General features: G+C 41.7%; 22 protein-coding genes. 7 read left to right on the plus strand and 15 right to left on the minus strand.

Annotation, left to right across the window (positions count from 1 at the left end; translation table 11 throughout):
* Positions 1-156: 156 nt before the first annotated feature.
* The gene (locus tag WCY03_RS08915; protein WP_345992189.1) at positions 157-501 is read right to left on the minus strand and encodes a hypothetical protein; all 345 of its coding nucleotides are present in this window, start codon (positions 499-501) and stop codon (positions 157-159) included.
* Positions 498-3,788: an RHS repeat-associated core domain-containing protein gene (locus tag WCY03_RS08920; protein ID WP_345992191.1), complete on the minus strand. Its 3,291-nt coding sequence runs from the start codon at positions 3,786-3,788 to the stop codon at positions 498-500. Before WCY03_RS08920 ends, WCY03_RS08915 begins: the two co-directional genes overlap by 4 nt.
* A 742-nt stretch (positions 3,789-4,530) precedes the next feature.
* Here WCY03_RS08920 and mtnK point away from each other — a divergent pair.
* From mtnK to WCY03_RS08945, 5 genes are all read left to right on the plus strand, one after another.
* Entirely contained in the window at positions 4,531-5,757 is a 1,227-nt protein-coding gene (mtnK, locus tag WCY03_RS08925; RefSeq protein WP_345992193.1) for an S-methyl-5-thioribose kinase, read from the plus strand.
* Positions 5,747-6,826: an S-methyl-5-thioribose-1-phosphate isomerase gene (mtnA, locus tag WCY03_RS08930; protein WP_345992195.1), complete on the plus strand. Its 1,080-nt coding sequence runs from the start codon at positions 5,747-5,749 to the stop codon at positions 6,824-6,826. The genes mtnK and mtnA overlap by 11 nt, the downstream gene beginning before the upstream one ends.
* 3 nt (positions 6,827-6,829) lie before the next feature.
* Positions 6,830-8,791 (plus strand): bifunctional aldolase/short-chain dehydrogenase, encoded by a 1,962-nt coding sequence (locus WCY03_RS08935; protein WP_345992196.1) that lies wholly within the window; start codon positions 6,830-6,832, stop codon positions 8,789-8,791.
* Positions 8,792-8,995: 204 nt separating this feature from the next.
* Complete coding sequence (locus WCY03_RS08940) at positions 8,996-10,843, plus strand: 7TM diverse intracellular signaling domain-containing protein (protein ID WP_345992198.1); 1,848 nt, start codon at positions 8,996-8,998, stop codon at positions 10,841-10,843.
* Entirely contained in the window at positions 10,840-11,490 is a 651-nt protein-coding gene (locus WCY03_RS08945; RefSeq protein WP_345992199.1) for a response regulator, read from the plus strand. The genes WCY03_RS08940 and WCY03_RS08945 overlap by 4 nt, the downstream gene beginning before the upstream one ends.
* Here WCY03_RS08945 and WCY03_RS08950 read toward each other — a convergent pair.
* From WCY03_RS08950 to WCY03_RS08960, 3 genes are read right to left on the minus strand one after another with little or no spacing between them, the layout of a single operon-like run.
* Complete coding sequence (locus WCY03_RS08950; protein ID WP_345992201.1) at positions 11,482-13,311, minus strand: PAS domain S-box protein; 1,830 nt, start codon at positions 13,309-13,311, stop codon at positions 11,482-11,484. The two genes, WCY03_RS08945 and WCY03_RS08950, sit on opposite strands and share 9 nt — an antisense overlap.
* A gap of 11 nt (positions 13,312-13,322) precedes the next feature.
* Positions 13,323-14,741 (minus strand): methyl-accepting chemotaxis protein, encoded by a 1,419-nt coding sequence (locus WCY03_RS08955; protein ID WP_345992203.1) that lies wholly within the window; start codon positions 14,739-14,741, stop codon positions 13,323-13,325.
* Entirely contained in the window at positions 14,716-15,198 is a 483-nt protein-coding gene (locus tag WCY03_RS08960) for a PAS domain-containing protein (protein ID WP_345992205.1), read from the minus strand. Before WCY03_RS08960 ends, WCY03_RS08955 begins: the two co-directional genes overlap by 26 nt.
* A gap of 122 nt (positions 15,199-15,320) precedes the next feature.
* Between WCY03_RS08960 and WCY03_RS08965 the strand changes: the two genes are divergently transcribed.
* Positions 15,321-16,535: an EAL domain-containing protein gene (locus WCY03_RS08965; RefSeq protein ID WP_345992207.1), complete on the plus strand. Its 1,215-nt coding sequence runs from the start codon at positions 15,321-15,323 to the stop codon at positions 16,533-16,535.
* Between the two features lie 176 nt (positions 16,536-16,711).
* The gene (locus WCY03_RS08970) at positions 16,712-17,158 is read left to right on the plus strand and encodes a hypothetical protein (RefSeq protein WP_345992209.1); all 447 of its coding nucleotides are present in this window, start codon (positions 16,712-16,714) and stop codon (positions 17,156-17,158) included.
* A gap of 33 nt (positions 17,159-17,191) precedes the next feature.
* Here WCY03_RS08970 and nosD read toward each other — a convergent pair whose 3' ends face one another.
* The 10 genes from nosD to WCY03_RS09020 are packed head-to-tail and all read right to left on the minus strand — an operon-like array spanning position 17,192 to position 25,033.
* The gene (gene nosD, locus WCY03_RS08975; RefSeq protein ID WP_345992211.1) at positions 17,192-18,403 is read right to left on the minus strand and encodes a nitrous oxide reductase family maturation protein NosD; all 1,212 of its coding nucleotides are present in this window, start codon (positions 18,401-18,403) and stop codon (positions 17,192-17,194) included.
* Between the two features lie 31 nt (positions 18,404-18,434).
* Positions 18,435-18,956, minus strand: coding sequence for a PAS domain-containing protein (locus WCY03_RS08980; RefSeq protein WP_345992213.1), 522 nt, complete (start codon positions 18,954-18,956; stop codon positions 18,435-18,437).
* A gap of 10 nt (positions 18,957-18,966) precedes the next feature.
* Complete coding sequence (locus WCY03_RS08985; protein WP_345992215.1) at positions 18,967-19,461, minus strand: nitrous oxide reductase accessory protein NosL; 495 nt, start codon at positions 19,459-19,461, stop codon at positions 18,967-18,969.
* 9 nt (positions 19,462-19,470) lie between these two features.
* Positions 19,471-20,298, minus strand: a complete 828-nt coding sequence (locus WCY03_RS08990; RefSeq protein ID WP_345992217.1) for an ABC transporter permease subunit — start codon at positions 20,296-20,298, stop codon at positions 19,471-19,473.
* A 54-nt stretch (positions 20,299-20,352) separates the two neighbouring features.
* A complete protein-coding gene (locus WCY03_RS08995) occupies positions 20,353-20,991 on the minus strand; it encodes an ABC transporter ATP-binding protein (RefSeq protein WP_345992219.1) in 639 nt (212 codons plus the stop codon).
* Between the two features lie 11 nt (positions 20,992-21,002).
* On the minus strand, positions 21,003-21,908 hold the full coding sequence (locus tag WCY03_RS09000) for a NapH/MauN family ferredoxin-type protein (protein ID WP_345992221.1): 906 nt from the start codon (positions 21,906-21,908) through the stop codon (positions 21,003-21,005).
* Positions 21,909-21,941: 33 nt separating this feature from the next.
* Positions 21,942-22,451 carry a c-type cytochrome gene (locus WCY03_RS09005; protein ID WP_345992223.1) on the minus strand — a complete coding sequence of 170 codons (510 nt, stop codon included), beginning with the start codon at positions 22,449-22,451 and terminating at the stop codon, positions 21,942-21,944.
* Positions 22,452-22,454: 3 nt separating this feature from the next.
* Positions 22,455-23,057, minus strand: a complete 603-nt coding sequence (locus WCY03_RS09010; protein ID WP_345992225.1) for a hypothetical protein — start codon at positions 23,055-23,057, stop codon at positions 22,455-22,457.
* Positions 23,058-23,062: 5 nt separating this feature from the next.
* Positions 23,063-23,812, minus strand: coding sequence for a 4Fe-4S dicluster domain-containing protein (locus tag WCY03_RS09015; RefSeq protein ID WP_345992227.1), 750 nt, complete (start codon positions 23,810-23,812; stop codon positions 23,063-23,065).
* A 3-nt stretch (positions 23,813-23,815) separates the two neighbouring features.
* Positions 23,816-25,033 carry a nitrous oxide reductase family maturation protein NosD gene (locus tag WCY03_RS09020; protein WP_345992229.1) on the minus strand — a complete coding sequence of 406 codons (1,218 nt, stop codon included), beginning with the start codon at positions 25,031-25,033 and terminating at the stop codon, positions 23,816-23,818.
* Between the last annotated feature and the right edge of the window lie 20 nt (positions 25,034-25,053).

The raw sequence follows: 25,053 nt of genomic DNA on the forward strand, positions 1-25,053 counted from the left end.
AGCGTATTAGACCTGTATCTCTGTCTTGTAATCCTCCAGCAAACCCGAACTCTACATGCGCCCCGAAGGAAGTGCCCTTGGGGTATAAAGTCAGTTTGTGTCTAGTGCTATATTACCGAAACTGTCATAAGTTATGGTTTTAACGACCTTTTTGTTTTATTGATGAATAAAATGTTTGTTTTTTGTTAAAACTTTTACATATGGACTTGCATATTTTAAATTTATATGGAGTATTTCATTCAATGCTATATCATTTATTTTATAAAGTGAAACTATATCTTTTTGTTCAAACTTATAATTTTTTTCTGCATAAAAATCTAAAAGTGCTATTGCTAAATCTTTTTTTATTTTCGCAAAGAAAATAGCTTGTTTAACGATTTGATATTCATTTCCTTTTAGTGAGAATTGTATATATGCATTATTTGCTCTCTTATACTTATTACAAAGAAAAGCGAGCCTTTCTCTTTTCATATTAGGTTTAATTAAAATACGTATCATCATAGTTGACATCCACATTCACCGCATTGCTGCCATTTTTGAAATTCTTCAAGATTATTAAAGGGCATCAAATTTATTAACGGTGTTTTCATATTTTTTAGAAAATCTAGCCATATTCGAAGTTGTTTTTTTGGTAGTTTTCCGATTTGTTTATTATTTTTATAGATATTTCCGTCTTTATCAATTACTTGATTATTAGCATAATCATGTCCATGCGGAATACTAGGTCTAGGGTCTACATCATTTTTATGTACTTGAATTTTTTGACCATTTATTTTTAAAGTAGCCAATCCTTTCGGATCCACCAGATTAACCGGGTCACCCAACACATACCCATAAAGGTTAGTATCACCACCGTTAAAACCTATAGGGTCTTTTGCAGTCCATTTTCCTGTTACCGGGTCATAGTCACGGTAGCCGAAGTGTACTAAGCCTGTATCAGTGTCTTGTAATCCTCCCGCAAACCCGAACTCTATATGTAGTTTAGGGTTTGTGTCCTCTAGTATATTACCAAAGCTGTCGTATGTTATGGCTTTAACGACTTTTCCTCTTGCATCTGCAACGGCTTTAAGCGTTCCTGCTTGGTCGTATGCGAGGTAATATGCTTTTCCTTTAGACTCCATCTTATACGGCATTCTTGAGTCTGCGTAGTCGTATCTTCTTAGCAGGTTGTCATTACCGTCATACACTGCCAGCAGTGTTGTAAGATCTGCCCAGAGGTATTTCTCAGTAATAGTGCCGTTTACCTCTTTAGCAACTCTTTGGTTTTGAGCATTATAGAGGTACTGTACTGTCGTACCGTCTTCGAGCACTACGCTTTTGAGTTCACCCAAAGAACCGTAGTCGTAGCTTGTTGTCCCTGTAGGGCTTACTTTGCTTGAAAGATAGCCGTCTTGGTTATAAGCATAGAGTGTATCTCCCACTTTTTCAAGCTGGTCTTCTACCGTGTAGCTGCTTTTTATACTTGCACGTCTGTGCTGGAGTGCCTTACAATGTTCTGTTGAGTGTTCACGGTTTTTCTCTATGTTAAATCCAAGGTGTCTGCCCGGATGTTCTAAAACATATCCCTCTTTTAGAATGCGGTTACCGTTTGCATCGTACTCGTAGCGCTCTACTGTTTTATGGTTCTCTTTTACTTCTATAAGACGTCCGACTTTGTCATATGTATAACTATAACGGGTTCTTTTATGTCCAAGACGTTCTGTTTTACTAAGTATCTGTCCTTTGGAGTTACGTTTATCTATACTATATGAGAAGATATGGTGTCTTCCTATCTGTGTAGTCAGGTCGTTTATCTCTGCATACTCGTTATAGCCGTATTTCTGTTCGTATCTTCCATCTTTTACTGAGAGGGTTAGTCCATTAGAACTGTCACGGGTTATGCTCGCGTCACCACTTTGAATGAGCAGTCCATCTTTATCGTAACCTAGTGTTTGCGTTGCTGCTGCATAGGTAATGCCTTGTACGTAAAAGTCGTTGTTATAAGTGTAATCGATACTTTGATTGAGTACACCGCTGTACGTTACATTAGTAAGCAGATCACCGTCATAACTATAGTTTATGCTCTCACTTCCTGCTGTGACAGATGCCACTTTACCGCCGCAGGCATATGTGTAATCGGCCTCTCCCTCAGGACGAACGACGGAATCTATAAGACCGTTGACATAGTTGTAAGTGATACTATTACCCGATGGCTTGACTATTTTTGTAATACGGCGCTGCATATCGTAAAGGTACTGTGTCTGTGAACCCAGCGGAGAGCTCATTCCTGTTTGCTTATTTACTCCGTTATATGTAAATGTAAAATCTGCCGGTGTCGGAGTGGTAAGTTTGAGCATATTACCGTTTGAATCATAGGCAAAGTAGGTCGTATGACCGTCAGGGTAAGTGATACTTGTTACTCTGTCTTTAACATCGTACGTGTATGTTGTGGCCGTGTTGTCTGCAACATTTAACTCTTTTTGCAGATTCCCTTTGTCATCGTAAACATACTGCACCTCTCTTTGTCCTTGTGCGGCATCTGTGAGTCTGCCTTCACTGTCGTATGCATATGTAACAGGTGCAATATTTGCTATTTGCATTTGAGTAGGCAACAGTGTATTTGGATCGTAGGTTATCTGACGTACACGTCCCTCAGGAGATGTAAGAGTCGCCGTAGAAAGATCATAATCTCTTGAGAGTTTCGTAACGGCTCCGTTGTCATCTATGGTACTTTCTTGTTTGGCAAGAGCAGTACCGTTGTAGGTGTAGTCTTTAGTGAACTCAAGAGTCTGTGTAAGACCGCTTGGCATTTGGGTTACTTTGCTTGCAGGGCTTCTTTCGTTCGTTATCGGGTCATTTGTACTGCTGAATCCCAGTGTAGTGGTGACACCGCAAGACTTGAACACGCTCTGGGTACCGTCAAGTTTTGAGGAGTGGCTGAAAACATCACCGTAAGGAAATACTTTTTCACTAAGCAGAGTGTCACCGTCTAAGTAGTAGTCTTTGTAAGTGACCGTATCGCCTGCAGCTTTTGTTACGACTGTTTTATAAAAGCTACCGTTGTCATCGTTTGAAAACTTCCATACACCCTGTACTGCATCGGTAACCTTCGTGACCTCGTTTTTATCATCGTATGCGTGAATGAACTCGTTACCGTTTGGTTCTGTTTCGTTCGTCATCAAATGGTTTGCATATACAAACACATATTTAGAACCGTCTGCGTATGTTACATCGGCCAAGTCACCGCTGGAATCTATATCCAAAGTGTTGACTTGTCCATGCGGTGCTGTGACAGAGATCACGTTACCGTTGCCGTCTCTGTTGATGGTTGTCACATTTGAAAAAGCATCGGTAATGGAGGTAAGTTTACCGTTAGCATCATATGCAAATGAATAAAGTGTCTTTTGCGTATAGCTGTCTTTGGTAAACGTATGACGGTTGTCTGCATCGAATACATAACTTTTTCCTCCGATGCTTACCGTAGTTATATTATTATCCACAGAGATAGCAGACTTAACGTTAAGAAGTTGCCCCTCACCTAAATAGAGGTAATCTCCCTCTAAAGAAGCAGATACGTTAAAACTCCATCCCGGAGCAATTGAAAGGTCTTTTAGGTGATCACTTCTGTAATGCAGGGAAACATCTGTACCTGTAAGGGCTATATTTTCGTTAAATACTCCCGTTGTAGGAGAAACGTATGAACCGACAGGTTGATTTCTACTTACTGAACATGTCTGTTGCGTCGGGTCTTGAATCGCACCTACACATCTATATGTAGTCTGACAGTTCTTCGTAGCAGTTTGCACCATTCCTGAAAGCTGGGTACATTGATCTGTTAGGTCTGTTAATGACGGCTGTAATATAACACGCTCGTTACCTGCCGGTGTCGGAAATTTGGTGTCCGGGGTTTGGCAGGTAGAAGGAGCTTCACAAACACCAGTAGAAGGATTTGGAATATAATTAGATTGACAACCAGAAACATGAACAGCATCGTAAAAATTTGGATATAAATGAAAAGATATAGCAGAAACCCAATGTGCGTCATAAATACCATTAGTGCTATACGATTCACAATCACCCGCACCATTACAAAAAACAGTAGTATTATATGCGCCATGATACATAAGAAAATACCAATTGCCAGTTATTTGAAAGTATGAATCATAACTATCATAAAGAACATCACCAGCAGTTCCAACTTGAGTACAAGTTACACCAGTTTGATTACATAACTCTGAAAGAGTCCAACCATACGAAAAAGTAGGAAAAACAACAAATAAAAAACTATATAGTAAACGTTTCATTTTGAGACCTTTCAAGATAAATAATGAGAATAAAGCAGTTGAAGCTTTGTGATTAAATAGAGGAAATCTTCTAATGCTTTTTTAAGTAAAAAGCACTATAACATAAAATATATTAAGCAGTTTATTAAATTAAAAAAAAATTTTGATTGATGAAAAAAGCCGTAAACACCTCAAACTTTCGAAGCGGCAAATAAAGAGTATTAAAAGAGTTAGTATTATACAATGACGCTATAAAAAAGGAGTGTTGATGGCTTATGATATTTTGACGCCGCAAAATATTGTCTCTTATATTTTGGCGATCGATTCTTTAAGATCCTTCTTCGGTACGGACGACATCAGTGTCGATGAGATCGGTGACGGAAACCTTAACTATGTCTATATCTTGAAATCAAAAAAAGACGCTGCCAAAGCTCTAATAGTGAAGCAGGCGGTACCGTACTTACGCTGTGTAGGAGAGACTTTTCCGCTGAGCAGAGAACGCATGAACTACGAAATACGGGCTCTAAATACTTTTTATGAACGCTCTCCCGAGTTCATCCCCAAAATACATTATGCCGATGAGTCGATGAGTCTGGTCGTGATGCAGTATCTGGGCAAACATATCATCCTGCGTCATGGGCTTATGCGGGGTCTGAGATACCCTAAGCTCGCCGATGACGTATCTACCTATCTTGCCAATGCGCTTTTTTACACCTCTTCGCTTTATCTGCAAAGCGATAAAAAGCGTGAGCTCATAGACCGCTTCAACAGTAATACCGAGCTGTGCAAACTTACGGAAGATTTCGTTTTTACAACGGCGTACATGGAGCATGAGACCAACGACAACAAGAATGTCAAAGACAACCCGTTGGCAGCGGAGCTTTTTGCCGATATGCCTTTTAAAGAGAAGGTCTTATGCCTCAAGTACAAGTTCATGACTCAAAACGATGCCCTTTTACACGGCGACCTGCATACGGGCTCATTGATGGTCAATCAAGACGAAACTTATGTGATAGACCCTGAGTTCGCCTTTGTAGGACCGTTTGGATTTGACATCGGCGCTCTGCTTGCAAACTTCGTAAATGCATACATTCACCATACCGTCGTGACTGCCGATACCGATTACCAAAGCTGGCTGCTTGAGAGCATCGATGCACTCTTGGAAGGCTTTTTACAAAAGTTTTTAAGATTATGGGACCAGACAGAAAGTTCCGCTCTCATCACTCCGGGTTTTTTAGACGATGCGACGCTCAGCTCTTTCAAAAATGATTTTATCCGCCAGATCCTGCGTGACACTGTAGGGTTTGCAGGATGCAAAATGGCAAGACGCGTCTTCGGCGTGGCAGGCGTAGCGGAGATACGGGGCATAGAAGACAAAGAAAAACGTGCACAAGCCGAAGCGATGGCGCTGAGTATCGCAAAAAGATTCGTCATGGAGCACGAGAACATCGGATCAACAAAAGACATAAGGGATCTCATAACAGATGAACGCTAAATACAAAGCTCTTTGGCTTAACGACAACGACAACCTCGAAGTGATCGACCAGACAAAACTTCCCTTTTCTTACGAGACAAAAGAGCTTGTGACCACCGATGAAGTAGTAAACGCCATCAAAGATATGACCGTCCGCGGAGCGGGCGTCATCGGAAGCGTCGCCGCTTTTGGCATCTACATGGCGGCAAAAGAGGTAAAAGGCGATTATGAAGCGCTTTTACATAAAGCCTCTCTCATCAGAGATTCTCGCCCTACGGCAGTGAACCTCATGTGGGCGGTAGACAGGATGATGCTCCGCCTAAAAGACGCCAAAGACCTCATCGCAAAAGCCAGAGAGGAAGCGGTCCTTTTAAACGATGAAGAAGCGCAGGAGAGTCAAAAGATAGCAAAATACGGCTGCGAGATCATCGAAGATATCCTAAAAGAGAAAAACAAGACCCGGATCAACATCCTCACCCACTGCAATGCGGGATGGCTTGCCGTTATCGATGAAGGAACCGCCCTTGCTCCTATCTACGAAGCACACAAAAGAGGCATCGACGTACATGTATGGGTTGATGAGACCCGCCCCCGCAATCAAGGTGCAAGCCTTACCGCATGGGAACTTACCCAAAGCGGTATTAAACACACCATCATCGCAGACAATACGGGCGGTCATTTGATGCAGCACGGTATGGTCGATATGGTCATCACCGGAGCAGACCGCATAAGCGCAAACGGCGATGTGGCCAACAAGATCGGCACCTATCTCAAAGCCTTAGCAGCTTTTGACAACCAAGTACCTTTTTACGTAGCCATCCCCGCTTCTACTTTTGATCATGAGATCAGAGACGGGGTCAAGGAGATCCCTATCGAGACTAGAAGCGCAGACGAAGTGAAGTACATGCGCGGAGTCGATAAGAAGGGCGTGCTTCACGAAGTGCTCATCACCCCTGCGCAGAGTCCGGCATTAAACTACGGTTTTGACGTCACGCCGAGCCGTCTTGTCACGGGTCTCATCACGAACAAAGGTGTCTGCAAAGCGGACTATCAAAGCATCAAAGAAAAATTTAACAGTGACGGAGAGTAAACATTGAAAAGTCTATATAACGAATCAGAAGCAGCGAGTTTTAAAAGCGACCTCGACTTACGTGTCTACACGTCGCGTCTTTTAGGACGCGATCCTTCGCTTGTTTTACATGGCGGAGGAAACACCTCGGTAAAATCTGCGGTCACGAACCTGTTCGGCGAAACGGAAGATATCCTCTATGTAAAAGGAAGCGGCTGGGATCTCGCTACCATAGAAGCTGCAGGTTTTGCACCGGTAAAGATGGATATGCTCTTAAAAATGGCAAAGCTCGACTATCTCAGCGACAGCGACATGGTAAAGTATCAGCGTGCCGCTATGATCGATCCTTCCGCGCCGAACCCTTCGGTGGAGGCTATCTTGCATGCCATCATCCCGTTTAAATATGTGGACCATACCCATGCCGATGCGGTAGTGACTATTACAAATACCGCGGATGGCGAAGCACGCATCAAAGAACTCTACGGTAAAAAGGTCTTGGTCATCCCTTACATCATGCCGGGATTCGTTCTCGCGCAGCTTGTCTACCGCATGACAAAAGATATAGACTGGAACGAGCTGGAGGGCATGGTACTTTTCAACCATGGACTCTTCACTTTTGCCGATGACGCAAAAAGCTCTTACGAAAAAAGTATCGAGCTCGTAGACAAAGCGGAACAATATCTTCAGCAAAAAGGTGCCACGCTCACACTCGATGAAACGAAACCGGACGTTGACCCGCTCAAGATCGCCACTTTAAGAAAAGAGATATCCTCACTCAAAGGTCATGCGACCATAGTCAAACTAAGCACCTCCGCAGCGGCTGTCACCTTTGCAAAGACAGACGTAGAAAAGATCGCGCAAAGAGGCCCGCTCACACCAGATCATGTCATCCGCACAAAGAGGATTCCCGCTATCTTAAAAGAGAATTTTAAAAACGAATTGGCGGATTACGTAGCATCTTACATAAACTACTACGAATCTTACAAAAAAGACGAGATCTGTCTCAACCCTGCTCCGAACTTTGCTATATACAAAGATATAGGAGCCGTGTCGTTCGGAAAGAACATCCAAGAAGCAGATATCATTGACGATATCTCCCAGCATACCTTCAAAGCGATCTTAAAAGCGGAAAAACTCGGCGGCTACAAAGCGCTTGATGCCGCGAAGATCTTTGAAGTGGAGTACTGGGAACTCGAACAGGCAAAACTCAAAAAAGGAGGCGGTGCTCCGGAGTTTAGCGGAAAAATCGCTATCGTCACCGGAGCTGCGAGCGGTATCGGCGCTGCATGCGCAAAGATGCTCCAAAGTAAAGGAGCTGCCGTCGTCGCTTTAGACATCAACCCTGACGTGGCAAAAACATTTAACTCTAAAGACGCTGTAGGTATCGTCTGCGACCTCACGAACGAAGCCGACATTCAAAATGCCGTGAGCAGCACCGTAGCAAAATTCGGCGGACTGGATATCGTAGTAAGCAATGCCGGTATCTTTACGCCGAGTGAGACTCTGGACGTACTAAGTGAGAGCAACTGGGAAAAAAGCATGAGCATCAATCTTACCGCCCATCAAAAGCTTTTGAAAGTCACCGCACCGTTCTTAAAGCTCGGCATAGACCCTGCCATCGTCATGGTCGCAAGCAAGAATTTTCCGGCTCCGGGAAAAGGCGCCGCTGCATACTCCGTCGCAAAAGCCGGTCAGACACAGCTTGCGCGTATCGCGGCACTGGAACTCGGTGATTACGGCGTGCGCGTCAATACACTTCATCCTCATGCAGTTTTTGATACGGCTATCTGGACGGACGAAGTCCTTCAAAAAAGAGCCGAGGCTTACGGCATGACGGTAGAGCAATACAAAACGAACAACGTTCTCAAAACGGAAATAAGATCTGCGGACGTTGCAAGACTCGTCTGCGCCATGGCTGGCGATGTCTTTGGCAAGACTACGGGCGCACAAGTAGCCATAGACGGCGGGAGCGACCGTATCATATAACAGACCCCTCTTTATAAACCCCGCAGGCAAAACTCTTTTGTCCTACGGGAAACAAACCCTGCAAAAATCTTCGTCTATACCCCTCATTAATTCCTTAATTGATAATTATTCTCTTAGAAAATAATTTATTTACCAAAATCATGATACTATATAAAATCACAAAGTATAACTAAAAAAAATTATTTGTCTTGAAAATGGAATGAAATGTCTCTAAAACGCTTGTCTTTTGATTTTTTCTTTTTCTTGTTACTCTTTGTTTCTCTTTCCGCCAAAATTTATGCCTTTCCCATCACCGATGTCAGAAATCTTAGCAAACCTCAGGAACTTTACGGGCCTTGGGCTTATACACCGACTATCGTAGCCAAGAGTGATGATAATCGTCTCAACAAGCAGCAGATGCTCCTCCCAAAATTTGTCGAATCAATCCTCAAAAGCTCCAAAGGGGCTTTTACTTTTGCCATAAAGCTCAAAACTACTCCAAACAAACCCTTGTCGATAAACTTGAGACAGCCCTTTAGCATCTGGAAACTGTATGTAGACGGAAAGCTCGCAGGATCTTCGGGAAAATTCAATACTGCACAAAATATCTACAAGGCACAAGCCTACTACCCGATCGTCAGCTTCACGCCAAAAACAACGACCACGACGCTGATGCTTTATCTGGCAAATGCGCAGCATCAGCACATCGGATTTTATGAAGTACCCGTCATTGCACCAAAAGGGATGCTGGAACAACAACGCCTTTTGGCGATATACATACAGCTTGTCATCACTGCGATACTTTGTTCCTTCGCCATATATCATATAGGTCTTTTTTTGGCATGGAGGCAGGATAAAGCACCTTTATGGTTTGGTCTTTTAAGCTTCTCGCTTGCATTGCGGGCCGCAGTGACCGGAGAAAAGGTATTATTGCAGTTCTTCCCCTATATCTCCTGGGAGACACTGCTTCGGCTGGAGTATGTCAGCGGCTATATAGCGCTTCCGCTCTTTGTGCTGTATATCGGTTCTCTTTATCCCAAACAAACATCAAAGAGTGCCGAGCGCGTTTATCTGGCGACGGGAGCTTTGTTCTTAAGCTTTGCCCTTTTCTTTCCGACTATATTTTTTACCTCCACGCTACAAACTTATGAGATCCTCGTGATCACGTTTATCTTTTACACCGTGTGGATACTGTTTCAATCTTACCGCTCCAAAGAGAAAGGCTCATCTTTGGCATTGGGCGCATTTTTGATATTTAGCGCCGCGGTCATTCATGACCTTTTGATGTTTGAGAACATCATCAGATCATCGAGCGATCTGATGCCGTATGGTTTTTCCGTCTATCTCTTGGCTCAAGCCGTCATCTTGCTGCTGCGGTATGCCGACGCATTCCGGCTCATCGAGTCACATACCGGAAACTTGGAAAAACTCATAGCCGACAGAACATCCAAACTGCGTAATCTTGTCTCACAGCGCGAACTGCTGCTGCGTGAACTCACACACCGAGTCAAAAACAATCTGCAGCTTATTTTGGGGTTTTTATGGATACAGCGCAAAGAAGCCAACGAAGATATGAATGCAAGTCTAAGGACATTGGAATCACAGGTAAAGGCGATCTCTTCAGTGCATGAAGCCCTGTGTACGCAGTCAAACATCAATGCGATCGAGATGAACAACTATATTCACAGAGTGGTCTCCTCGCTTCAACAGCTCTACCCAGATCTTACGATCATTTTCAACGAAGACATTCCCATCTTTATCGAAACCGATCATGCCGTATCTCTTGGACTTATCGTAAATGAATTGATCGCCAACCATATCAAGTATGCCGATCTTAATACTGCACGAGCAATTATTTTACAGACTACTCAGACAACGGATCAAGAGGTGGTACTTTCCTACAACGACGGTATCGATCACAGTCATTATTTTTCACAGGCGGAAGAGATACTCTTCGGTCTTCCGAAATTCGGCTGGTCTATGATCAAAAAGTTTATCAAACAGATGAACGCTTCGATCGCAATCCATTCCGATCATATAAAGATATCCTTTGCCGCAAGCGAGACGTTATGATACGGCTGCTCATTATTGAAGACGAATGGATCGTTGCCAACTTTATCGCAGATGTCGCCATAAGCCAGCATTGCCGAGTCGCTGCTATCGTCGAGAGCTATCAAAAAGCCAAAGAATTTCTATTTGATAATGATGTCGACTGCGCCATTGTGGATATAAACCTTAAAGGTCCCAGACATGGTATCGACGTGGCTCATATGCTCAACGAAAAAAAGATCAACTTCTTGTTTTTAACCGCGTACAAAGACAAAGATACCATCAAAGAAGCCACAGGGCTAAAACCTCTTTCATACCTCATCAAACCGGCATCGGAGGAGGAGATCATCGCTGCCTTATCGATAGCCAAAAATAATCATGCAAGCACACCTCCTCCGACAGCGCTTCCTTTCTCCGTCGATGCCCACGGGATGATCTTACACAAGGGTGAGATCATCCCATTATCGGGCTATGAAAGAATTGTTTTTGCCATATTGATAAAGAATTATCGTTCCATCGTTCCCCGCGAAACTTTCTTTGAGATGCTCTGGGAACATGCCGACGACATAAACGACGGAACACTGCGTAACATAATCTTCAAATTGAGAAAAAGGTTTGATCTGCAAATAGAGAGTGTAAGAAATATAGGTTATTCTTTAATTTCATTTTGATGTGAGAGCACTCTCCTGTTCGACATCTCGATAGGTATCTCGTATAAGCAGGAACTTCTCGATGTTGTTTAAAAATATATCTACGAGCACCGGATCGAAATGCTTGCTTTTCTCCTCTTTTAAAAAATCGATTATCTTCTCAAGCTTCCATGCTTTTTTATAGACTCTGTCTGTTCCAAGCGCATCAAATACGTCAGCAATCGCCGTCAATCTCCCTTCTATAGGGATATCCTCACCCGCCAAATTGTTCGGGTAACCGTTTCCGTCATATCTTTCATGATGTGAATAGGCTATGGTAGCGGCGGTCTTTAATATGTTACGCTTGGAATATTTTAACATCTCATACCCTATCGTACTATGGGTCTTGACGATCTCGAACTCCTCTTTTGTCAGTTTTCCCGGTTTGTTGAGTATGCTCTCTGGAATACCGATCTTACCTATATCATGCATCGGCGAAGCCTGTTTTATAGTACTTGCCTGCTTTTCGCTCAGCCCTGCAAGTTTTGCCAAGATATAGGAGTATTCTGCAACTCTTTTTACATGGAGTCCCGTCTCTTTCGAGCGGGTCTCTCCGATAGTGCCCATAGTCAAGATAACCTCTTTTTGGGTATCTATGATCTCCTCGTTAAGATTCACTATCTCGGTGACGTCATGCATGATCTGCAAATACTCCGTAACGTTTGAATGCCTGTCGACAATAGGATAAAAAAATGTTGTCATATGGAGTTTACGGCCGTCTTTTGTGATGTTTGTCAGCAGTTTTGTAACCGTTTTTTTGTTTTTGACCTCCTCTTTTATATTCTCGCAATCAAGCATAAGTCTGTGTTTTTCATCTCTAAGCTGGCTGCAGTCCTGACCAATGAGATCTTGAATCTGATATCCCATAAGCTCGCAGAATCTTGCATTCGCATAGGTGATGATATTGTTCGTATCCGTTTTCAGTATAGCCGTAACAAAACTGATAGCTTCTTCATACTGCCGCATATAGTTCATATTTTCTTCGAGGTTTCGACTTGTAGTGCTGAGTTCGTCTTTGAGCAGGTCTTTGTACTGTTCGAGTTCGGTTATATCGTATCTTAAAGCGATATATTCTATGACGTTTCCATGATCGTCAAGAACGGGATTGACTATAGTGTCCACATAGTAATAGCCTCCGTTTTTTTTGAGATTTTTTACTTTTCCCACCCAGGGCCTGCCGGCTTTTATGGTCCCCCAAAGATTTTCAAAAGCGCTTGTAGGCATATCGGGATGACGTATTATGTTATGCGGTTTGCCGATAAGCTCTTCCTGCGTATATCCGGATATCTCGCAGAATTTGTCGTTGGCGTATGTGATGATCCCGCGCTTATCGGTTTTGGAGACGACAGCGCTTCTGTCCACTATGTTTTTATACTGTTCAAGCAGTTGCTGCTTCTCTTTGTTCTCCATGGTTTTTTTGACAAGTTTCGCCCAGAGAGAAAGCTTAAGCATGAAAGATTTCGGTTCGATCGGTTTGCTGATATAATCTGCCACTCCAAGATCGGACCATTTCGTTATATGGTCGATGCTGTGCCCGCTCAGAAGAATGATAGGTATCTCTTTGTTCAATTCATCATCATGAATCCGTTTGATTATGTCATGAGCGTCTGTGTAGGGTATGTTTGTATCAAAGAGTATGATATCGGGGCGTTTTTGTTTTATCATCTTCATAACGCTCAAGCTGTCGCCTGCGGCACGTACACTATACTCATCCTGCAGCAGATCGACAACGGCGTGTATATCGACCTCTTCATTGTCTATGATCAAGATGTCAAGTTTGCTGTTGTCGTCTGTCACTATCATATCACATACCTTCACTCATCTATCATGTTTTCGACAAGAGAAAATAGCTCTGCACTGGCACGCTCCATCTCTTGAAACTCTTTTAAGACTTTCTCTTTTTTGATGATACACTCATCTTTACTGTCGATACATTTGACGACATCTATTATTTTGTTGTGTACCGTCGCATGCGGAAGGTCTATGTTTTGGTAGCTTTTTGTATGCCCGAACTGTTTTTTGCCTTCGCCGAAGAACCATTTTCCAAAACGGCAGTCATGATGCGTACCAAACTCTCCGATCTTTTTTCCGAGACTCATCGAATCGTAAGCATTGGCCTTAAAAAGAATATGATCTATCATAATGAGATTTACAAAGATACGGTTCTTTATGCTCTGTATGTCACTTTCTACCGTTTCGTTCATATCGCGAAGTTCCGCCATACTGCTGCTAAAGATATTCATCAGCTCACTGAAATCATGTACGACCCCGCGCATGGATTCAGAACTACTTGACATATCCATGCTTTCTTGCTGCAGAATCTGAACGGTCGTTCTTATCTCTACCGTTGCTTTTTGGGTACGTTCTGCCAATTTTCTGACTTCATCAGCGACGACGGCGAAGCCTCTTCCATGCTCGCCTGCGCGCGCCGCCTCGATTGCCGCGTTTAGTGCCAGCAGATTCGTCTGATCGGAGATGTCGCTTATAAGATCTATAACGGTCGTGATCTCCTGTGTACGCTCTTTTAATGAATCGGTAGATTCGGTGTTACGGCCCAGAAGTTCAAGCAATCCGCTCAGTTTATCTCCGACGTTTTGCGATTCTTTTGCCCGTTTGATCGTCATCTGCGTGGCATCTTGGACACTCTGGGATATCTTCTCCAGCTTGTCGGTATTTCTCTTAAAGCTTGCACGAAGAGACTGGAGCTGTTCATTGTTCTTATTGATAGTGTTTAGTTCCGTATTCAGCTGTACGCGCATCTGCGTCATATGGTTAAGGTTCATGACATCGATGCTCTCGTTTATTTTGCCGCCCGCAAAACTAAATGCAGGATTCAGTCCCGTTGTATCGAACTTTCTGAAGAACTCGTTGTTCCCCGTATATTCTATCGAGGTCACTATCTCGCGCATGAACGTTTCCATCTGATCTAAAAGATTGTTGATCTGCCGGCAGATCGTGCCTGCCGTACCACTGTCGGAGATATCTTTTATACGGCCCTCAAGGTCCCCTTTTATAGCACTGTTTAAGACATCGATCGATCTATTCATACAAGACCTTAATCCAAAGAGATAGATGTTAAACAACACGCCAAAACCGATATACAAAAACAAAAGCAGCGTGTCCACGGTACTAAAACCGTCAAAAAAGAGCTTTACGAGATATCCGATGACAAAAGCGGCAAAAAAAAGATATCCCATAACCTGCAGTTTAAAGAGATAGGATAAATTTGTCATAACGTCCTCCGTTCTTTGCAAGCAGATCATTCAGCATTTTTTCAGACGCACTCATTCCTCCTGTTTTTTCGGCGTCAAGAAGCTGCCGATAAAGCGGTTTTACGATATCGACGGCTTTTTTTGAGGGTTTTCTTCGCACGGAATGATATCCGATGATCTTTCCGGCTGCATCGTACGAAGGGGTCACATTCGCAAAGACCCAGTAATAATCGCCGTTTTTTGCTTTATTGACGACATATGCATAAACCTCTTTTCCTTTATGAACGGTGTCCCACAGCAGTTTAAAGACGATTTTCGGCATATCGGGATGGCGGATTATATTGTGCGGTGCGCCCAGAAGCTCTTTTTCACTATAGCCCGCAAGCTTTAAAAAAAGCTCGTTCCCATAGGTTATCTTCCCTTTTGTGTCCGTTTTGGAGACGATTATCTCATTCTTATCAAAGTTTAGTTCTTTCATAAAAAAATTTTAATTCATATTTGTCATCGCTTTGTCATCATGCGTAAAAATCAACATATTTAAATTATAAAGATTATAAATCCCGACTTAGTGCTATAATATATAAAATGGAGGGTTACCCTATGAATGTTATAAATCTTTCCAAACAGAAAATCTTTACCAATAAAAACGAAGTATATGCGTATGAGCTTGTTTTTAAAGATGGCGAAAACCATCCGGCCGGTTTTTCCGATAACGTCAAAGGTACCGCACAGCTCATAATAAGATCCATAACCAGTCCGGAGCTGGAGAACCTGCTGGGAAAAAATACCCTTGCTTTTGTGAACGTGGACGACAAAACACTTACAAAAGGGATTCTTGACGTCTTGGATAAAAACAGATTTATTTTAAATATACTCGAAGATATAAAACTGACCGAAAACGTTATCAACAAGATAATACAGTACAGAAAAAGGGGATTTCGGCTCTCTATCGAACATTTCGATTCCAGTGCCGATATGATAAGCAAATTCAGCAGGCTTTTTAACTACATCGATATCATCAAGATGGATACGGTTCTCTCCGAACCGCAGAATATGCAAAAGGTTATGAACAAGTTCAAAGGCACAAGGATAAAACTTCTGGCCCAAAACATCGAAACAAAAGAGGATTTTAGAAAATATCTGGATATGGGCTTTGACCTTTTTCAGGGGTACTATCTCGACAAACCCGAGGTAATGGAGATCATAGGTTCCAAAGAGCCTGCCCAATTTATCATACTGCAGCTGATCAAGATCATAAAAGAGGACAATACCAATAATGACAAATTGGAGTATTTCATAAAAAAACAACCCGACCTTTCATATAAGCTCATACAGTTTTTCAATAACTCAAAAAGATTCAGCATCAAAGTAGAATCTTTGACACAGGTGATCACCCTGATGGGCAGGGATAAGCTGCTGAGATGGCTGCTGGTATACCTGTATTCGGAAGTCTCTAAAAATCCCGCTTCAAAAACCCTGCTGGATTTAGCGATAAAAAGAGCCGAAAGGATGGAAGCCGAAGCCGATCCGAGAAACAAAGAAAAAGCTTATTTGGCGGGTATGTTCTCTATGCTCAGCTCTATTTTCGAAACGGACATCAGAGAGCTGATGAACCATATAAACATGGATAACGACATCACCTCCTTGGTCCTAGAAAAAAAAGGGATCTTCGCTTCGAGCCTTATGCGCGCCGAACAGGCGGAAAAAGAGTATCTGAAAAAAGTGATGCTGGCGAATTTTGACAAGATATATACTACGGATTTGATCTACACGCTGGAATACAGTGGCGTCGAGATAGATAAAGACAAAATATGATGCGGTGGTCCCATCCGCTCCCGCATTACCGATCTTCGCATATCTATGGCGTTTAATGTTTATTATTTCTAATATATTACATAATCAAACAAAATATTGTTATAATTTTACGGTAGCGCGGCTTTTTGTTTATGCATAAAACAAGACATGATTTAAACTATATAAATGGAGTAAAAATGAATCTATATAAACTTGTACTTTCATCCATATTTTTGGTACTGGCGTTTGCAGGATGCGACAATAAATCCAATACGAGCGTAGCGGAAGTTCACTGGGACAGAGACACATGTACGAGATGCGTCATGGTTATAAGCGACAGAAAAAATGCCGTTCAGGTCAGAAATGCACAAAACGGCAAGACATATATGTTTGACGATCTTGGCTGTATGGCTATCTGGTTTGAAAACGAAAAAATCTCTTGGAAAGACAAAGCGGTTATCTGGGTCAAAGATGTCGATACGGGAGCTTGGCTCAATGCAAGAAAAGCGTTTTATGATGCAGGGAACCTGACCCCTATGGGCTATGGATTTAGCGCACATAAAACAAAAGAGAGCATCAAAGCAGGTAAAAAGGTCTTTACCTTTAACGAAGCCGTAGAAACTATTTTAAAAACAGAAAAATAGTTAAAAAACAAATATTCGGGGATCGAACCTTGTTCAATCCTCGATATTGACGATCGGAGTCTTATCTTCAAGCAGCAGCACCGGATCGATGAACGGGGCTAAAGAAGCCAGAAAGTTCATCAAAGACATGACCGGACTTGCATAAAAAAACTTGACCTTGTTGTTGTACTCCCAAAGCTGATCCGCGTACTGATAGACTCTATGCGGCGTGTCTCCTATATTGTCTCCGTTTTTATCGAATCCCGCATATCTGTCCCAGTAATTATGTCCTATATCGTTTGCGATCGTGACATTGGCTCTAGAATCCCTTACCACATCATCGATATTACCGAATATCTTGTTATCCCTGATAGTATTGTTCTTGATAATGGCATGAAAATGCATAGCTTCTTTGTTGTATGAGATCTCGTTATTTTTTATATATCTCTGCATACCCTCTTCGGTATTTTTCGAATCTATGTATATCCCCTGCGCATTGTAACTGATAGTATTGCCCTCTAAATGAAAATTGGACGATCCTTTGATGACTATCCCTATTCCAGCGGCTCCTTTGGAACTTTTAATCTGATTTTTCGTTACATTCGTATCCATAACACCCATTACGATAATCGCTACGGAGTTGTATTTAAAAATATTGTCCGTGATCCTGTTTTTGCGGCTTAATCCGATATGCAGACCGAATCTGTTATTCGTGATAGTGTTACCTTCGATAATGTTGTTATTCGAATAGGTCAAAGTGATGTCACGCGAAGCATCTATCCTATTGTTTCTTATGATATTGCCGTTACTGTACCAAATTTTCAGCGCATCACCTCTGAGCTCTATATCGTTCTTTTTGGACGTGATATAGTTATTTTGGATGATCGAGTTTTGCACCATTACCATATCTATGCCGTACAGGCTGTTTAATATCTTGCAGTTGCTTATCTCACAATCACTGACTTTGTCCATCTTGATCGCGGAATCAAGGTTTTCCATTCTGCCGCCGCTATTAGTTACGGTAAGATTTTTTAAGACGACGCCTGAACTGTTGATCGTTATGACCCTGCCCGTACCGCCGCCTTCTATGACCACATCATGACTCTTGCCTATGATCGTCAAAGGCTTGTCGATGACGATCTGTCCCGGATATACTCCTGAAGAAAGTTTTAAAATGGAGCCGGGAGAAGCTTTGTCGATCGTTTCTTGCAGAATATTTGCGTAAGAGATGGAGATCAAAATAAAAAAAAGCAATAATAATTTCATAACTCGCTATCTCTGCCGATAAATTCTGGTTTTAATAAAATTTATGGATCTCTTCCATAAGGTTCTGAAACTCGACATTATCGCCTTTTGATTTTAAAAAGGATTTCAAATACTCTTCACTCGCCTCGATACCCTCTTCTTTCTCTATCTCCAACAGCTTCGCATATAGGTCCGATATTATCTCGGTCACATGTTTTGAAACGGTCTTTCTTGAAGCGGTATATCCTATGATTTTTCCCGTATCCGTATCTCTTCTTGATTCAAACTCGGTAAACACCCAGTAGTATCTGCCGTCTTTTGCCAAGTTTTTTATAACGACATTGATATTTTTACCTTGAGATATAAACTCCCATAATAGTTTGAACACGACTTTTGGCATGTCGGGATGACGGATAATATTATGAGGTTTCCCCATCAGTTCCTCTTTGCTGTAACCGGAGATCTCTACAAAGTAATCATTGCAGAAGGTTATTGTTCCCAGTTCATCCGTTTCACTGACTATATATCTTTTTGGATCCAGCTGTATCTCTTCATTTATAGGCGTTGGTTTCATAGTATCTCCTTTAAATATCTCCGTTAAGAAGTCTTATTAGCCCAGGAGCCACCTTGTCGAACTTAAACACTCTTGCCGCATGATGTTTTTTCGCAAACTTTTGGGCATCTTCGTATGAAGCGAACGCAGGCAGATCGTCTCCTGCCGGTGAGATCACATTGCTTCCGTAAACAAAAAAAGCTTTTTTTGCATCGATAGGCTTTAAAGTAGCAAAATCAGTAACGACTATGGCTTTGAAATCACTTTCGCTTTTCACATTAAGATAAGGCCATTTCGCCGGTCTGTCATAAAACTCGAACATAGACTTTGGACTACAGAAATAAAGTTCTTTTCCGCTGCTCAAGTTTATCTTAGCCACCCATTCCGGTGCTTTATACACTTTGACCTTTCTAATGAAACCGATAGTGTTCCTATCAAATTTTAATGTATATAAATCATTTGCCGACAAAAGCGGTACAAATACGAAAGACGACAGTATCAATATGCCCATAACCAATTTTTTCATTGTGACTCCTTACACCAGATCTTTTTTTTGAAATATCTTAAAACCTAAAACAGCAAAAATCAGTCCCAGGACTAACGGATATCCGATAGACACGAGGACAAATACCGCTTGACTCATAGAATCGAGTATATAAAATGCGACCGGACCCATAACGGTGAGCTCGGGATCAAAAAGCGAGATCGCCGCCACTCTGAATATCTCCATCGGATTGATCATCGCTATGAATATTATCAACTCTTCATTGAATCTTTGCTGCATCATCAGCGAGATCAAGGCGATATCAATGAACGCAAGCAGGAATATCCATATAAAAAATGCTATCCCCAGCGCAACCTCGGAAGATTTTACAAAAGAGGATATAAAAAACGCTATCCCCAAAAAAGCGCTTGAAAGCGCAAAAAGCAGTCCCGTATACAAGAAAAAGATGCTCCATGGAATCGCTGCGCCTTTTATGGCTCCGTAAACAATGGCTATAAGCATAGCAAAGAAAACAGGCAGATAGACGGTGATAAATCTTCCTATGATTTTTCCCCAGTAGTATTGCGTAAGAGATATAGGAAAAGAGAGCATATATTCCAATATGTGATTATCCCTGTCTCCTGATATCGATCTTACCGTAGTGATCAATATAAATATCGGAAGGATCACGATGGTTATCTGTATATACATAAGCAAAAGCCTGCTTAGACCGCTAAAGCCCATCACCTGCGAATCTGTTACTCCCGCGATGAAAAACAGAGCAATAAGTCCTCCAAATACGATCGAATAGATCACGAACCATTTGGCTCTGACGGATTCTTTCAAATCCAACTGCGCAATTAAAAATAAATTTCTCAAAACAACTCTCCTGTTCTTTTGCTGTGTACTTTGGGCAATACTAAAGACAAAACCTTAAAATCTTTCATCTGAAGAGATCTTTCCAAGATCCATATATATCTGTCTGTTGACCAGCTCTTTTACCTCTTCTATTCTGTGCGTAACGAACAAAAGTACTTTTTCCTCTTCATTTTGTTTCAAAAGTCTGTAAAAATCGTCTCTGGCATGAGGATCGAGATTTGCCGTAGGTTCGTCGTATATTATGATATCACTTTTTTTTGCCAGACTTATAGCTATGAGCATTTTTTGTTTCATCCCGCCGCTCAGTTTGAAAAAAGATTTATTCATATTCGATTTGACATCAAGCTTCATCTCGTTTGCGTAATGCATTATCAGCTCTTTGTCGATATCCGCACTTACACTGATATACTGCACCAGTTCGGCCAGGCTCAGTTTTATCGGAGGTGGAAGCTGCGGAACGAAGCTTATGTCATGCAGTACCTTGACCCTTTGTTTAACGGGATTGAGCCCGTTTATCAAAACTTCACCCGCATCGGGATGATAATATCCAAGGATCGATCTTATAAGCGTGGTCTTTCCTGCACCGTTAGCGCCCATCAAGGCTATTGAATCATTTTTATTAAACTCACAGCTGACATTGTCAAGCGATACGTTTGAACCGAATTTTTTAGTAAGATTAGAGATTTTTATCATACTTTACTGCCTTATACCAAATTTTTCAATCTAAATCCGAACTCAAGAGCATCGACATGGCATATATCTATACATCTTCCGCATAATGTACAGTCTGCACCCGTAATATACTCTCTGGTGATCCCTTTTTCTTCTCTTTGCTTATCGTATTTCGCTTTTGTTATCTCTAAGACCTGATTTTCAAAACATACGTCATGGCATACCATACAGTGGTCGCAGTTATCGTTCCACTCTACTCTGAGCGCCGACGCTTTTCCGATATAGCCGTATGTGGTCCCGATCGGACAGATATAGGTACACCAGGCACGGCGTGAAAAAAAGACTTCAAACGCAAATACGATGACAACCCAGATCAAAGCCAAAGACCAGCCGTATACGATAGCCCTGCTGAGAATCCCGACAACGTTGAAAGTCTCAAATACCAGATAGCCGCTGGTAAATGACAAGATTAAAAATATTGCCCAGAAAAAGTGTCTGATCCTATGATCGAAAGTTCTGTTTTTTATGATCTTTTTAGCCACAAGGTTATCATGGATCTTTTCTCCTATCTCGCTAAGAAGACCGTAAGGGCAAACCCACGCACAGTAAGTTCTTCCTCCTACCAAAAGATAAAAAACGGTGATCGTACTCACTCCGATTATGATATTTATATGCAGATTATGTTCTGCAAAAAACATCTCAAGCGTCGTAAAGATATCTATAAGGTGAAATCCCAGAAATCTAGAACCGTTCAAGGTTCCCTCTAATGTTTGAATATCAATAGCGAACGATAGAAAGAACAGCAGATGAATAGCGATAACGACTATCCATCTTTTCATTCTATAACTAAAAACTTTTTTTCCATCTTTAGTCGTACTAAAAAATGTCGACCAAAAAGTCGTTCTTCTTATCGTCTCTCTGCTATTATATTTATCCATTTCGACATCCTGCTATTATATTGTATATTTAGATTACTTGTTAAGCTCTTGGGCTCTTCTTGGGAAATCACCTATCTCTTCAGCAAACTTTTTAAGATCGTCGTCCGTAAGTTTAAGCAGCAGACCTCTCATTACAAGGTTCTCTCTTCTTCCGGATTTAAAATCGCTCAGATTTTTATAAACCTGTTCCGTGGTCAGACCAAATAGTTTAGGACCGATAAGTTTTTTGCCGTTTTGTTCTCCTGAACCGTTCACCCCATGACAAGAAGAACATTTGCTTTTATATGCCTGGCTCACTTTAAACGCTCCGCTGTTACCGGCTTTTTCTCTTAACGCCGTCAATTTGTCCTGCTCTTTATTGTCTTCTTTTTTATTCATCATCTCCTCAGATGCCGCAGATGCTTTTTGCTGAGCGGTTATTTGTGCAATGTTTTCAATTACTTTTCCGCGATTACCGCCGTTATATGCTCCGCCGCCTATGTAAGTAAAAAGCATCAGTCCAAATATTACGATCGTTAAAATTCCTACAATTATATTTTTCATTTTTTATTTCCTTATGTGTTTTATTTTTTGGTTGAATGTATATATCTCATTTGCGAGTTTTTTGATCTCTTTGTCGCTCAACATCTTCACCAGATCATGCATCAATGCATTTTTCTTTTCGCCGCTTTTAAACTGCTGTATCTTGTTATAGATATAGTCGGCATCTCTTCCCAAAAGCGACGGACCGATTATTCCGTTTGCATAATCATTATGGCAGGCAGAACATTTTACGATGAAGTCTTTGCTCAACTTACCGACGAGCATCGATATCTGTACTTTTTCGTAAGGGCTTCGCACATGCATGTTCGCATCAAGATTCGTTCTCGGTTTTGCTTCTTCGTCGTTTTCTTCCGCTTTTTTCTTTGTATCATAGTCGTAATAGTATGACTTGCTTTGATTTTTGTCATACGCTTTTTCCTGCACTTTTATCTCTTGTGCATTTTCATTTTTTACAATCTCGATCTTCGGTGCCGTTTTTATACTTTGTACCGAAGTTTGCGTTTTTTCGGATTTATCTTCATGTCTGTCGTTACATCCTGTCAAAAACGTAAAAAGTAAAAAACCAGACGCATATAACAAGGGTTGAATCTTTAAATTTTTAAACATCACTGTTAACTCCTTACTTTATCTTTTTTATAATACTCTTCATAAGTCATTCTCGGTTTTACCGCTATAGAAGGAATAGTCGTCGGGCAGATCTCTTGACATGCCCCGCATCCTATACATCCGTCATAGATTTCCGGACGCTGTCCGCCGCCGCTATCGGGAACCATGGCGATTGCCGTCAGCGGATTTGGAATCGGACATATGGTGGCACACAGCGTACAGCTTTTACCTTCAAATCCGTCTATTCTTTCGAGCAGTTTTACTTCCAACGGATTTTTGTGTCTCACAGAATCCGTAAAAGCTTTGATCTCGTCATTATACCCCTTAGGAACAGGTGTCTTTTTTATACCTAAACAGGTATCGGGAAACTCCAGTACGGCGATCCCCATCTTTATATCTTCAGGTTTTTCACAATGATGATCCAATGCGCCGCTCGGACAAGCCAAGACACAAGGAACGGCTTCACAAGCAAAACAGGCCCTTACGTTCGCATCGATGTAAGGCGTACCGACTCCATGCCCTTGTACGGCATCTGATAATTTTATAGCATGATACGGGCAGACCTGTAGACACTGACCGCATTTTATACATAAAGCCAGAAATTTGTTTTCAGCTACTGCACCCGGCGGTCTTAGCCTATTCTCGGCCCGTGCAACATACGGACTAAATACGATTCCGCCGCCGAGAACAAGTCCTAATACTCCAAGTGTGGAATATTTTACAAATTCTCTTCTGTCCGTCTGTACTTTTTGCATAATTTATCCTCCTACTCTAACTATTGGTTTTTTATCTTCAAGCAAAAAGAGCGGTTTAGTAAACGGAGCCAGTTTTGCCAAGAAATTCAATAATGAAATCACCGGTGAACCATAAAAGAATTTTACGCTGGGATTATAGACCCAAAGCTGATCTGCATACTGGTAGACCTTATGCGGAGTATCTCCGATATTGTCGCCGTTTTTATCAAATCCTTCGTATTTATCCCAATAGTTGCCTGCTATCTCGTTTTCGTTCGATCTGCTTCCTCTGCTGTCGTTAACGACATCTTCGATATTGCCGGCGATAATATTGTCTTTAATGACATTGTTTTCACTCAGTGAGTGAAAATGTATCGCTTCGGCATTATAGAGAATCTTGTTGCCTATCATCCAGTTGTGGGTGTTTGGTTCAAAAGGCGATCTGTCGATATATATACCCTGAGCACAGTAGATCACGGTATTATTTTTAAGAGTAAAGTTCGAAACATCTTTTAGACCTATTCCCATGCCCGTGGCACCCAAAGAACTTTTGATCACGTTTCCTTCTGCAATAGTATCTTGTGAGTACATAAAAAATATACCCACCGAGTTATACTGGTAATGATTGTTTTTTACAATATTCTTACCCGCATACATAAAATGCAGAGAATATCTGCAGTATTCGCTGTAATTGTCTTCTATCTCGTTTCCATGCGAATACCAAACGACTACGTCACGAGATTTTTTCAAACGGTTGCCCTTTATTATATTGTCATTACTGTACCATAGCCTCAAACCATCACCTCTTAACCCGAGTTCATAGTTTTTTGAAGTTATGTTGTTATCAGATATGATCGAATTGCTAACCATTTGAAAATCTATTCCGAAAAGACAATCTTTTATATTACAATGACTGATCTCGCACTGTTTGCCGCCAACCACGGAAACGGCTGCATCCACTTTTTCATGTCTGTCGCCGCTGCCCACTATGTTTAGGTTTTTGAGCGTTACAAAAGAGCTTTTGACGGTTATGACCGTTCCTTTCTCTCCTCCGTCGATAACGACGCCGGCTTCCTTACCGATAATGCTAAGCGGCTTATCGATCGTAATCTTTCCCTTATATACTCCTGCAGGAAGTTTGATTATAGAACCTGCGGGCGCATTGTCAATAGCTTCTTGAAGTACGTTCGCATATAATACGTTTAACAGTAAAAAGAAAACAATGATTATCGCTTTTAACATACTTCAGCCTTTACGTTATG

It is taken from the genome of Sulfurimonas sp. HSL-1716, assembly GCF_039645975.1.
Classification (GTDB): domain Bacteria; phylum Campylobacterota; class Campylobacteria; order Campylobacterales; family Sulfurimonadaceae; genus Hydrocurvibacter; species Hydrocurvibacter sulfurireducens.